The following is a 12,020-nucleotide window of genomic DNA, read 5'->3' as shown; positions in this document are numbered from 1 at the left end:
CACAACAAAACGGATACCGCATCCCGCCCCTCCCGCCGAAGGCGGGCCCCGCACCCATTCAATAATAGTCCACAACAAAAACGGGCAGGCTCCAAAGGAGCCTGCCCGAAATAGCCGTGCGGCGATTGAGAACCCGGTATTCCCAGACAACTTTCTGTTCTTACCAGCGGCGATAATGCCGGCCCAGCAGTTTGAACAGGTAGGCGATGTCCTGCTCCGCGAGCATCTGCTCATGCTTGAGGCAGGCAAGCATTTCCTCGGTGGCCTGCTCCCGCTGTTCGGGGGTATGTGTGTTCGGCCAGTCGGTGATCCAGCGACAGAAGTCCGGAGTGAACTCTCCTGTTTCATTGTCGTATCCCGGCTCAAAAAAAGAACGGGATTCACCCCATTTCTGCCGATGCCGCTCATGACAAGGGGCACCGTAAGCTTCGGCGAGGTAGCGTTCAATGAGCACCTCGCAGACGCGCATCAGGTGTTGATCGCGCTTTGCGCCGACGTAGTAGGGATTGCGCTGCAACTCATTTCGCATGAGCGAAAGCTTGCGGTGCATGACGGAAAAAAGGCCGGAGGAAGTGTAGTGGCGATCCTGCCAGATGACGGGAAACCATTGGATGAGATTGCGGATTCCGAATTTGATTGCACGGTACCATTCGTCAACCAGCTCCCAGGGAGCGGTGAGGTAGTACGACCAGCGATACTCGGGCATGGCATGCCTCCTATTGGTTTAAGTTACCTATAGATATGGCATGTCGCTCCTCCTCTTGAATGTGGGATTCGAGTACGGTGCATGGCGGCTATTTCTTGCCGTATACCAGTTGATGCAGGGCGCCCTCCCTGTCCAGCAGTTCCTGATAGCCGCCTTGTTCCACGACACGCCCGGCCTTGAGGACCACGACCTTGTCGTAGTGCTTGAGCAGGTCCAGACGGTGGATGACGGCCACGAGGGTGTTCCTGCCGCGATACTTGTTGGTCAGGAGATTCTGGACGCGTGCCTGCGAAGCGTTGTCGAGCGCGGCGGTGGCCTCGTCGAGAATCATGATCGGCGGGCTCTTGAGGAAGGTCCGTGCGAGCGCGATCTTCTGCCGCTGACCGCCGGAGAGGCGGTCGCCCATGCTGCCGACTTCAAAGTCGAGGCCCATCTCCACCACCTGTTCCAGAACGCCTTCCATGATGAGAAGCTGCATGATGCGCTCGTTGATGCGTTCCTCGCCGCGCTTTCCCCCCTTCACGCGACCGAAGATGATGTTGTCCTGAATGGAACGGGTGTGCACGTAATTGGCCGGGTCGAGGAAGTCGAGCGCGTCCGGGTCGAAACCGTGCATCATCTGCATGAAGGGTTCACGAGCCGCCACAAGGGTGTCGGCAAGCTCGTCAGAGAGTTCGGCTATGGTATGCACTCCTGCGACCATTATCAGACCGAGCCGGAGCAGGGTGGTGCGGGCTTCGTCGGAAAGGTCGCGTCCCTGATCGATCTTGGCGGCGATGCGGCGAACGGTGTCGTACTCTTCATAGGTGACCGGAGTTCGGGCGAGCTGGTCCGGGTGTTCCACATCCGGGCCGATCTCGGCAATGGTGGCGGTAACGATCTCCGCGCCGAAGGCTTCCAGCGGTTCGCGCAGGCCGCGGCCTTCGAGGAAACGCACAAAGATTTCGTTGCGGTAGAGCTCTTCGGTGCGCCATTCCGGCTTGTTGGGCGCGCCCCATACCACGTTGGCCCCGGCGCTCAGGTAGCGGGAGTACTTGTCCGTCTCGAAAAACTCCACGTCATCCTTGAGGTCCTCGGCGTGGGATTCGCGGAACTCCTCGCGGGCGTGGATAATGGCTTCCACAAGGTGCGCGTGTTTGTCCTGATCGAGCGTGAAGCGCAGGCCGAAGCTGAGCACGTCGAGGAACAGCCCCACCTGCTGCACGACCTCGATGACTTTGTCGAGGGAAGGCTCGGCGTTGTCGCCGGTGCAGGAGCCGCCCTGCAGGGCCAGCGCCTCGCAGGTGTAGAGCAGGTTGTCGCGCACGGTTCCGCTGAAGATGAACGGTTGCTGCGCGACCATGCCAACGTTTCGGGCCATGTCCTGCTTGGTGAGGTCATTGACCTCGAAGCCGTCGATCTTCACCGAGCCGCCTGTGTAGCGGTAAAGCTGGGCGATGCACAGAGCAAGCGTACTTTTACCCGAGCCGGAGAAGCCCACAAGCGCCACGTGCTCGCCCGGCTGGATCTGCACGTTGACCTTGTCGAGCAGTCGGATGCCGCCGCCGACTTCGAAGGTAAGGTCCTGAATGGAGATGTCGCCGGTCATGGTCACGGGTTCACGGCCCTTGCAGACGAGTTCGTGCTCGGGGGCGATGTCGAAGCCGTCCATGACCTGCCTGTAGCGCACCGAACTGTCTATGTAGTTCTGCCAGAAGTCCATGAGCTCGCGCCACGGGTCGTAAAGCTTTTCGTAGGCCGAAAGGAAGGCTACGAGGGCACCGAGGTCGAAGCGACCCTTGATGGCGAGATAACCACCAACGAGAAAGAGAATGAAGGGCCCGAGGCTCTGGAAGAAGTTGTTGACGAACTTGATGCCGAACTTGAAGGCGTTCATCCGCAGGGTCGCGTGGTACAGTCGCTCGATGACGTCCCGAAACTTGTTTGATTCCAGAGGGATGGATGCGTTTGAATGCACCTCGTGCACGCCACTGATGGATTCGCCTATGAGTCCGGCCACCTGCTGGTTCTGGTCGATGCGGTCACGGTTGGCGCGGTTGAAGAACTTCTGCAACTGGGGGATGACGAATATTTCAATAGGATAGATGGAGATGGACAGCAGGCCGAGCAGCGGGTTCAGGTAGAACATGTACCCTGCCATGGCCAGAAAGGTCAGCACGTTGACCATGGGCACGGCCACGGCAGCACCGATGAAGGTGGCCACCGGAATGAGTTCGGTGATGGTGTAGGATATGACCTGTCCGGGCGAGGTATGCCGGTAGAAGTTCACTGGCAGGGAGAGCACGTGCTCGTAAAGCCGCTCGCGGATGACCTTGAGGGTCCGTTCGCCGATGTAGTTCTGGAGCAGGTTGATGACGTATTTGAGCACGCCCGCCAGCACGGTTGCCCCGATGTAGAGGCCGCAGTACAGGTAGAGCTTGTGTAGGTCGCTCATGCCGATGGCCTGGTTGATGATGCGCTTCTGCATCTCCAGCGGGAGCACGCGCATGGCCACGGTAACGAGAATGACGGCCGCCACAACCAGCTGCAGTTTAAGGTTTTTATGAAAAACCCACGAGTACAGAGACGTCTTGGTGATCGGCTTGTTGTCGTTGTTCTGCATGAAGCGGCTCGCTTGAGTTTGTAGAGGCTGCGGGGAGCATACGACATGAGGACAGGGAAAGCCAAACCTTTATTTTCCCGATGGAATCGGATGCTTATCATTATTCCGATTTCACGGTATACTCCTTCAGGGAGTGGCAATGAAACTGAGCATCCGCTGGAAATTCTTTATAATCCTTCTCGCATTTAGCATCCTTCCGCTGCTGTTCCTGCGCGAGATGATCGGTCAGGCTGGCGGCGAGGTCCTCGACGAGGTGACAACGCGCACCCGCACCGAAGTCGGCCAGCTCATCCGCCTCGGGCTGGAAAGCTCGGTGGTGGCGGCTGCCGATGTGCTGGAGGGGGAGGGCACCGCCATTACCCTTTCGGCACGAATGCTCGCGCTGGCCACCGAGAACAGCCTGGCATCGGAGGGCGGCAGCCAGTCCGGGTATTTTCTTGCCAGCCGGGACATGATGGCCCGCTCCAGAGAGTCCGTCGACTCCGGAGAGAACCGCTACTTCATGAAAACGCCCATGGGCCGACGCAAGCAGCTCTCGGTTGACATGCAGCAGGTCGCCATCCTGTTGCCCGGCGGCATGGACGAATCGCAGGCCAAAGCGGAAATCGATGCCCTGTCAAACCTGCTCCCGTTCATGAAGGAACTGTACCAGACCATTCAGCCCTATTGGTTGCACGTCAACCTCGCCTCGGGCATCCGAGCGGTGTATCCGGGGCACAGCGGCTACCCCATGATGTACGACGCCCGGCTGACGGACTGGTACAAACGCGCAGCCGCGGCCGACAAGCCCACATGGACCTCGCCGGTGGTGGATCCGGTCACGCGCAGGGTCATGGCTACTGCGGCCATGCCTATCAAGTACGCGGACGGGAAACTGATCGGCGTGGCGGCGGTGGACATCCCGCTTTCGGATTCACTCATGGAAACCCGCCTCGGCGCGGAATGGGGCGGTGAACAACGCTCCTTCCTCGTAACCAGAGCCAAGAACGAGCAGGGCGCAACCGGCCTGATGGTGCTGGCCCAGCGCGACTATGAAACCCGGCACGCCAACTGGCATATGGGTATTGAGCGCGACTGGCTGCAGTCCGACGACCGGAAAGCGTTCGATCACTTCCTGAACCGCGTCGAAACCGAGGAGTCCGGCCTGATGCAGATGCCCTACAAGGGCGAGCCGAGCATTTGGGCTTTTGCCTCGCGGGATACTTACGCCTTCATCATCATCCTGCCCGAGAGCGCGCTGGAGTCCTACCCGGCCCGCGTCAGCGACAGCATCATGGCCCTTTTTCACAACCTGCGCAGCTATTCGCTCATCGGTATTTTCGTGGTGTGCGGGCTGGTGGGCCTTTTTGCCTTCTACTGGTCCAACAAGTCCACCAAGCCGCTTCTGGCCATGGCCAGCACGGCGCGACGCCTCTCGGAGGGAGACTTCTCCACGAAGCTGGACATGCGTCTCGGCGACGAGCGGGATCTGGTCATCAGCACCCTGAACGACATGGGACCCAAGCTGCAGGAGCACATGATAATCCGGCAGGACATGGAGCTTGCCAGCACGGTGCAGGAGCTGCTTCTTCCGGACAGTGCGCCTGACCTGCCGGGGTACGACATCGCGGGCTCGCTGCTCTACAGCGATCAGACCGGCGGTGACTATTTCGACTTTCTGCCCGTGGAGGGACGCGACGGCTCCGCCTTCGCCGTGGTGGTGGGCGATGTCACCGGCCACGGGATGCAGGCCGCCCTGCTCATGGCCACGGCCCGCGCGCTCCTGCAGGGCATCTCCGGCACCCGCACCGGGCTGGAGCGGCGCATCGAACTGGTGAACAACAGCCTCAGCCGCGATCTTGAGGAGACCGGCCGGTTCATGACCATGTTCTACCTGCAGCTCTCTCCGGACTCGGCCATGGTTCGCTGGGTCCGCGCCGGGCATGACCCTGCCCTGACCCTGAAGCCAGACAGCGACGAGTTTGGTGAACTGCGCGGGGAGGGCCTGCCGCTGGGCGTTGCCCCGGACATGAAGTATGAACCGGGCGAAACTGATCTCGTGCCGGGCGAGCTGGTCATTCTCGCAACGGACGGCCTCTGGGAGGCCCACTCGCCGGAAGGCGAGATGTTCGGCAAGGAGCGGCTGCTTGCCATTGTTCGTCAAAACAGGGATAAAGACCCTGATGAAATTGTTCGGGCCGCCTTTGAGGCGGTCACGGAACACGTCGGCCGGGCAGGCCGTGAGGACGACATGACCATGGTGGTCATTCGTCGAAAACACGATGCCGGACAGCAATCATGACGCACGACAGCATCTCGTTCCGCATGACCAACAAGCAGAAGTGCTTTCAGATCTTCCGCCCGCAGGTGGAGGCGTTCGGGGAGAAGCACGCCCTGTCGCCCAAGCAGGTGTTCACCCTGACCCTCGTGCTGGACGAACTCATCACCAACATCCTGTCGTACGGATACGGCGACCTTGACGAGCATCCCATCGACGTGACGCTCGCCATCGACGGGACCCGGCTTTCGCTTGAAATTTCCGATGACGCGCGGCCCTTCAACATCCTCACCGCCCCGGAGCCGGAGCTGGAGGTCCCCCTTGAGGACCGCACCCGGCAGATCGGCGGCATGGGCGTGCACATCGTGAAAAAGCTCATGCACTGCATTGAATACAAACGCGAGGACGGACGCAACATTGTCCGCCTCGAAAAAGACATCACCGACGATAACGCCTGCACGGCGTAAATGAAGAGGGAGAAAGACATCATGCCTGTGAATCACAGCACCGAAAACGGCGTTGCCGTGCTCAGCGTTGCCGGGAGCCTCGGCGCGGACGAAACCCAGCACCTCGAAGAGGCCGTGCTCGGCCTGCTCGACAAGGGCGAGACCCGCCTGCTTTTCGACTTTTCCGATCTCGATTACATCAACAGCTCCGGCCTGCGGATTCTCGTGCTGGCCTACCAGCGGCTGAAGAAGAATTCCGGCAAGGTAGCCATCTGCGGGGTCAAGGATTACATCCGCGAAGTCTTCGAGGTTTCCGGATACGACAAGATATTCTCCATGTATGCCGCGCGGGGCGAAGCATCGAAGTTCTAGAGCGTCGGGTTCAGCCGCACCGCCACCAGCGTGACGTCATCGTCCGGGCGGGGGCAGAAGCGTCCCACGGACCGCGCCACCTCATCCACCAACTCCGAGGCGCTGCCCGTGCTTCCGCGCCGGATGGCGGCCTCCAGCCGACGGTCCCCGAACATGTCGTCGCCGGACCGGGCCTCGGTCACGCCGTCCGTGAGCAGCAACAGGTACCGCTCATGTTCCGAGGGCCCCAGCCGTTCAGCCCGGAAGGTCCACTGCGCATCCACGCCCAACGGGATATCGAAGCTCTTGAGCCGCGCCAGTTCTCCGCTGGCAGGCGTATAGAGCACCGCCGAAGGATGCCCCGCGCCGACCCAGAACACCTCGCCGGTCGCGCTGTCGTACTGCACCAGAAAACCGGTCACGAACCGGCCGGTGCCTTCCACGTCGCCGCAGAGCTGCCGATTCGCCGTCCCGGCCACGTCCGCCAGCGACAATGCAGGGTCAGAGGCGGCCTGACGCAGGTACGCCCGGCATGACGCCATGAGCAGGGCCGCGCCGATGCCGTGCCCCACCACGTCTGCCGCAAGCATGACGACCTTGCCGTTTTCCTGAATGAAATCGAAAAAATCCCCGCCGGTCTCGTCGCTGTAGAGGGCCTTTCCGGCGGCCTGCATACCTTCGGCCTCGACGGTTTTCGGCAGGAAGTTAACCTGCACTTCCCTCGCGATTTCAAGGCCTTTTCGCATCTTCAACCGGTCCCGCAGTCCTTCGATCATGGTGTTGGTCTGGCCTGCGATGTAGCCGAACTCGTCGTTGGTGGCCACGGGCGCGTAGACGTTCAGGTCGCCGCGGCTCACCCGGTCCAACGCCTCGGTCTCGTTCTCAAAGAGCATCTTGAGGTTGCGCGAGGACGAGAGGATCAGGTTGACCACCAGCACCAACAGCGCGCCCATGACGAAGAGGATTTCCACCAGCACGGAGCGGGTGATGGTTTCAAAGGTTTCCGGCGTGGCAGGCTGGGCAGCAAGCCAGTGGATGTCGCGGGTGAGGACCAGCAGCAGCACCACGGCCAGCAGCACCATTATGACGACGGCCACCAGCGAGAAGCGGCGGGTCAGAGAAGTCATGCGACGTGGCGGACGCATCGCGCCCCTGCGGGTGCGGGCCTCGGCAATGACGTCGCGTTCCTTGGCCAGCGCAGTGTCCAGCGAAGCGAAAAGCCCCATCGTCGAGATGGAAAGGCTGAGTTTCAGGCCACTGTGAACAAAGGGAAATCCAGCCACGAGATGGATGCCGATGGCACCGAGAAGGGCGGCGAACAGGTACAGCCCCATATCCAGCCGAAACTGCCTGCGGGCGCGGGCGAAGAGCGGCGCGGCCTCCACCAGCCCCGGCTGAAGAATGGGCCGGACAAACGAAATGACCAGCAGCGGCGCGGCGACATACACTACAAGCTCCCACACGGGGAGCGACTCGATGAACGGTCAGACCTGCCCGCCATAGACCACCGTGGCCGCCAGCGTCACCAGATAATATATGTAAGCCCGCACCGTTCCCCCTTTCTCCCATACGGGTTTTTCCTTCTTATCTTTTGATTTACTCCATGAACTGCTGTAAAACAAGCGCAGGACGGATTTGAACCGAAACATGCGAGCCGACCCATGAAAAAACTGCTCATCGCCTGCATCATCCTGGCCGGACTGGCCGTTACAGCCGCACACGCCGAAGAGCCACCCAGCACGCTTGCCGGCATCACTCTCGGCGACGACTTTGCCAAATACGAAGAACTGTGCCGCATGGAGTTTTACGGCAACAGCTCGGACATCCTCTTTCTCAAGGACGCGCCGCTGAAGCACGGCGCCATTCACGGCGTTCGCGGCGGCGACATCTATACGGCCACATGCGCCCATCCGAACAAGGTCGTGCGCATCAAGCTCAAGTTCGTGGACCGCAGCAAGCGCCTCTTCGACGACCTCCTCAAGCGCTACAAAAGGAAATACGGCGACCCGGACAGCTACAAGGGTGACGCCTTCCGCAACGTCATCGTCTGGGAATGGATCATCAAGAACGGCGAGCGCACGGTGAACCTCTCGCTGACCTACAGCGTGGACCCGGAGTTCCGGCCCGGCGTGACCGTGAAAATGACCGACGTGACCCTGCTTCAGGACGACTACAAGTGCTACCTGTCCAAAACGCCCCCCAAGAAGCGCAAGGGCATGAAGCACGGAATCAACCTCGACGAATTTGTTCCCCGCTAGCGGATGCAGTCCGGCCGCATCGCCTGGAACGGCATTTCCCTTGATCCCGGTGAGCGACCGCTCCGGCTGCTGGACCGCAACACCCTTGTGCTCGGCGACGGCACGGACGCTGTGCAGCTTCGCTGGAAGCGCGTTCCCGGACGGTTCCGGCCCGAGAAGCACGTCCGCAAGCTCAGCCGGGGAAAAGCCCGGGCCGAAGCACGCGACGAAACCACTCCGCACGGATTCCATGTCACCGATTTTCATGGCGAGAACCTTGAAGGCTGCGTGCTGTACCACAAGGGCACAAACCTGATCGTCGAGCTTCAGTGCGCGCCGGATTCGCCCGGCAAGGAAACGCTTGTCGCGTCCCTTGCGACCACAGCGGGGGCGACACCGTGCCGTGGCAGGCGTTCGGCCTGACCTTCCGGCTGCCGGTCCACTGGCTGCTGGACTCCAGCTCGTTTCGGCCCGGCCGGTTTGTGATGAAGTTCATCCGACCGCGCGGCAGGCAGATCGCTCCCGACGCGCCTGAAAAGGGCGTGCGCACATTTGCGACCCTGCAGCTTGAACGGCTGGCCCCGGCGGACGCGCTGCTGGACGGCAAGCCACTCCACGAATGGGGCCGCGCCATCTGGCCGGATGAATTTGTGCCGAAGAGCGACGAGGAGCCGCTACGCTGGGCACGGGAGCCGCGCGGGTTGAAACAACTGTTGCCCGGCCGTTCCAACCGCTACGGCTGGCTGCATCGTCCGGCACAGGCCAATGCGGTGCTGGCCGCGTTTCTGCATTCACGCAGGCCGTGCCTTGAAGAATTTTCAACCATCACGGAGAAGTATGGCGTTCTTTCGCAGGAAAACCCGGCCAAAGCCTGAGTTCGACCGCGAGCGGGCCATGGGCATGATCCCGGTACGCAACCACGGAGTGCGTCAGGAAACGACTGCCGACGGCCAGGTGCAGTTGGCGTACGAGGCCATGGTGCGCCCGTGGTTTGCAGGGCCTGCCGAAAAGCTGGGGCTCTGGGACGGGAAACCCATGACCAAGCGCGTGGAGCTCGATGCCATGGGCCGGTTCGTATGGGAGCGGGTGGACGGAAAACACTCGGTCCGGGCCATTGCCGAGGCCTTTTGCGAGCGGTACGGCGTGCTTCAGGAAGAGGCCGAACTCTCGGTGGCCTCGTTCATGCGGATGCTCGGCGAACGCGGCATCATCGCCATAAGGGAAGACTAGCGCAGCGTGACGTCCCCGTCCGCGCCGCGGGAAAGATCAACGCCCCGTTTCGGGGTCCATTTCAGCTGAATTTTATCCTGCACGGCCCGGTTGAAGGCCACTTCACGGGCCTGTACCGACCGCACCTGCAGGCGGCGCAGTTCAATGCGGCGCTTGACGCGTTCGGCGCGGTCTGCCGGGAGCGGCTGTCCGGCTCGGCCAGCATGACCGGGGCCTCGGCCTGCGGGACCTCGGTTTCTTCGCCATCAAGAAAATCCGACACCTTGGCAAGCTTGTATTCCACAACTTCCACCGGATTACGGTCGTTCTCCGAATACTCGTAGCAGTACTCGCCAACCGAAAAAGCGGTCGCGGCCACCTGAACCGCAGGCGCGGCAGTCACTGCGCCGCCAAGAGACAGGAGCGGTGCAATCGCCGCCACGCAGCCGGAAAGCCCGAATAGTGATGCAGTCAGAACCGCCGCACGAAGAAGTGCCAGTCTATGCTCAAGGATGCGTTTCATGCCGTTCGTCCTCCGAATCCGCCCGTTGGTTTTGGTGCAAACACGCGCCACAAACGCCACCACCATACACCACCACATGGATTATGACAATATCACCAAGCAATTCGGCATGTTGCAAGCTCAATCGAATTTTGTTCATTGTTTCAGGTGGTTACAAATGCAACTCTGCAAGGAGCCAAAACCACATGAAATTTTTTTCAAGCATCGGTTGAAGTTTTTGGCTCCGCAAAGCTCTCCTTTACCCCCGCGCGCAATACGGGTATCCAGACAAACATCATGCCTGAACGCGAACCCTTCCGCGCACTCTCGGCAGGCCCCCTTGCAGCGGCCTATCTCATGCCCCCGCTGCTGGCCGTCGGCAGCCGGTTCATGCAGACCACGATGCCCCTTGATGCCGCCATGGACTACACATGGCTGGCCGTGGCAGCGCTCGCCCTCTTGCTGAGCCTGTTCATGGGACCGCTCGCCCGCCGCCGCAGGGACAGCATGGCCCGCCTGAACCTGCCCGCCTTCCTGACGGTCTGGATGGTGGTGGCCGCCGTGCTGCTCTACCGCTACGGCATCCCGCTTGTGGAAGAACAGGCGTGGCTCTGGCCCTATCTGCAGGAGGCCCGCTTTCCGGCCTACGCGCTTTTTGCCATCGCGTGGAGCGTCACCCTCGGCGTTCCGGCCAGAAAGGCCTTCATCAAGACGGGCGGCGTACTCGGCTTCATGGTCTGCGCCGACCTCGCCCTGCGGCTCTTCTTGCCCGGCCTGCCGCCCATATCCGGCCTCGATAACGACATCATGGCCACCCTGTTGCTGCTTTCGCTCTGCGCGGGCTTCGGCCTGTCCGACGACGACACCGACGCCCTGCGCGTCATCACCATGCTCGGCATTCTGGCCACCCTCTCGCGTCCGGCACTGTTCGCGGCCATGTGGGCCACGCTCTTTTTCGGCAGCGGAAAGTGGTACCAGCGCGCGCCGTACTCGCTGGTGTGCCTGATAACGCTGGCCGCGACCATTCTCTCGGCCCACCCGATTTTCGACATCGCCCCCAAGATCACCGACTACTGGATGTGGCTGGAGGGCGTTAAGCTTATGCTGGAGGACCCGGCCGCCATGCTCATGGGCTTCCCTTTGGACCAGCCGCTGCCCGGCAAAATTCCCTTCGGCATGATGTACCTCTGGAAGCAGGCCACCGGTGTTTCCGCCATGGAGGGCGCGTTCGTCTTTCAGGCCACCCCCATGTGGCTCAGGCTGGGCCTTGCGTGGGGGCTTGCCGCACCCATAGCCCTGCTCACGACCCTGCTGGTGCTCGTCGGCACCGCCAGAAACCGCTTCATGGCCGGGCTGGCAACCTGCATCGCGGCGCAGGGGCTGCTCGTGGGCCTGACCCACAACCCCGTCACCGCCGTCCCGCTCTGGCTGGCCGTGTTCTGCGCCGTGTCGCAGGGCCCTGACCCAAAACCTACAACCACCACGTAGAGATTTCGGAGCCGAAATGCCCCAATCCGACAAAGGAAAACTCACGGCTATCCTCGACGCCGCCCTTGCCGCCGTGGCCCCGGACGGGGCCGTGGAGCGCAACACCCGTCTGGACGGAACCGTCCTCCACGCCGCAGGTGCCGAATACGACCTTTCCAAATACAGGCGCGTGCTGCTGCTCGGCGCAGGCAAGGGCGCGGCACCCATGGCCGCTGCCGTGGA

The 12,020-nt window shown here is 61.5% G+C and carries 13 protein-coding genes; 9 read left to right on the top strand and 4 right to left on the bottom strand.

All coding sequences use genetic code 11. The features are described from left to right. Nucleotides 1-160: 160 nt before the first annotated feature. Nucleotides 161-706, bottom strand: coding sequence for a hypothetical protein (locus JCM12178_RS14915; protein ID WP_054652509.1), 546 nt, complete (start codon nucleotides 704-706; stop codon nucleotides 161-163). Between the two features lie 88 nt (nucleotides 707-794). Next, nucleotides 795-3,308, bottom strand: a complete 2,514-nt coding sequence (locus JCM12178_RS14910) for an ABC transporter ATP-binding protein (protein WP_054652507.1) — start codon at nucleotides 3,306-3,308, stop codon at nucleotides 795-797. Between the two features lie 139 nt (nucleotides 3,309-3,447). On the opposite strand from JCM12178_RS14910, the gene JCM12178_RS14905 reads away from it, so the two are divergent. Genes JCM12178_RS14905 through JCM12178_RS14895 form a run of 3 tightly spaced genes read left to right on the top strand, consistent with a single transcriptional unit; the run spans nucleotide 3,448 to nucleotide 6,383 of the window. Further along, complete coding sequence (locus tag JCM12178_RS14905; protein ID WP_054652505.1) at nucleotides 3,448-5,589, top strand: SpoIIE family protein phosphatase; 2,142 nt, start codon at nucleotides 3,448-3,450, stop codon at nucleotides 5,587-5,589. Beyond that, on the top strand, nucleotides 5,586-6,032 hold the full coding sequence (locus JCM12178_RS14900) for an ATP-binding protein (RefSeq protein WP_054652503.1): 447 nt from the start codon (nucleotides 5,586-5,588) through the stop codon (nucleotides 6,030-6,032). The genes JCM12178_RS14905 and JCM12178_RS14900 overlap by 4 nt, the downstream gene beginning before the upstream one ends. 21 nt (nucleotides 6,033-6,053) lie before the next feature. After that, a complete protein-coding gene (locus JCM12178_RS14895) occupies nucleotides 6,054-6,383 on the top strand; it encodes an STAS domain-containing protein (protein WP_054652511.1) in 330 nt (109 codons plus the stop codon). Here JCM12178_RS14895 and JCM12178_RS14890 read toward each other — a convergent pair. Then, nucleotides 6,380-7,840 carry a PP2C family protein-serine/threonine phosphatase gene (locus tag JCM12178_RS14890; RefSeq protein ID WP_369404536.1) on the bottom strand — a complete coding sequence of 487 codons (1,461 nt, stop codon included), beginning with the start codon at nucleotides 7,838-7,840 and terminating at the stop codon, nucleotides 6,380-6,382. The genes JCM12178_RS14895 and JCM12178_RS14890 overlap by 4 nt on opposite strands. A 183-nt stretch (nucleotides 7,841-8,023) precedes the next feature. Between JCM12178_RS14890 and JCM12178_RS14885 the strand changes: the two genes are divergently transcribed. The 4 genes from JCM12178_RS14885 to JCM12178_RS14870 are packed head-to-tail and all read left to right on the top strand — an operon-like array spanning nucleotide 8,024 to nucleotide 9,829. After that, nucleotides 8,024-8,620 (top strand): hypothetical protein, encoded by a 597-nt coding sequence (locus JCM12178_RS14885; protein WP_054652499.1) that lies wholly within the window; start codon nucleotides 8,024-8,026, stop codon nucleotides 8,618-8,620. A 3-nt stretch (nucleotides 8,621-8,623) separates the two neighbouring features. Continuing rightward, nucleotides 8,624-9,022 (top strand): hypothetical protein, encoded by a 399-nt coding sequence (locus JCM12178_RS14880; protein ID WP_054652497.1) that lies wholly within the window; start codon nucleotides 8,624-8,626, stop codon nucleotides 9,020-9,022. Continuing rightward, the gene (locus JCM12178_RS14875) at nucleotides 8,998-9,474 is read left to right on the top strand and encodes a hypothetical protein (RefSeq protein WP_054652495.1); all 477 of its coding nucleotides are present in this window, start codon (nucleotides 8,998-9,000) and stop codon (nucleotides 9,472-9,474) included. The genes JCM12178_RS14880 and JCM12178_RS14875 overlap by 25 nt, the downstream gene beginning before the upstream one ends. Continuing rightward, a complete protein-coding gene (locus tag JCM12178_RS14870; RefSeq protein WP_054652493.1) occupies nucleotides 9,437-9,829 on the top strand; it encodes a PqqD family protein in 393 nt (130 codons plus the stop codon). The genes JCM12178_RS14875 and JCM12178_RS14870 overlap by 38 nt, the downstream gene beginning before the upstream one ends. Nucleotides 9,830-9,890: 61 nt before the next feature. Here the strand turns inward: JCM12178_RS14870 and JCM12178_RS14865 are convergent, their stop codons facing one another. After that, nucleotides 9,891-10,331 carry a hypothetical protein gene (locus JCM12178_RS14865; RefSeq protein ID WP_054652491.1) on the bottom strand — a complete coding sequence of 147 codons (441 nt, stop codon included), beginning with the start codon at nucleotides 10,329-10,331 and terminating at the stop codon, nucleotides 9,891-9,893. Nucleotides 10,332-10,607: 276 nt separating this feature from the next. Here JCM12178_RS14865 and JCM12178_RS14860 point away from each other — a divergent pair, with 276 nt between their 5' ends. Both JCM12178_RS14860 and JCM12178_RS14855 read left to right on the top strand, forming a co-directional pair. After that, a complete protein-coding gene (locus tag JCM12178_RS14860) occupies nucleotides 10,608-11,798 on the top strand; it encodes a hypothetical protein (protein ID WP_054652489.1) in 1,191 nt (396 codons plus the stop codon). A gap of 16 nt (nucleotides 11,799-11,814) precedes the next feature. Further along, nucleotides 11,815-12,020, top strand: a 206-nt coding sequence (locus JCM12178_RS14855; protein WP_157054941.1) for a DUF4147 domain-containing protein, incomplete at its 3' end; no start/stop codon positions are given.

The sequence above is a fragment of the Salidesulfovibrio brasiliensis JCM 12178 genome, assembly GCF_001311825.1.
In the GTDB taxonomy this organism is placed as follows: domain Bacteria; phylum Desulfobacterota; class Desulfovibrionia; order Desulfovibrionales; family Desulfovibrionaceae; genus Pseudodesulfovibrio; species Pseudodesulfovibrio brasiliensis.
The sequence above is the reverse complement of the archived record's forward strand: the minus strand, read 5'-3'. Positions and strand labels throughout refer to the sequence as shown.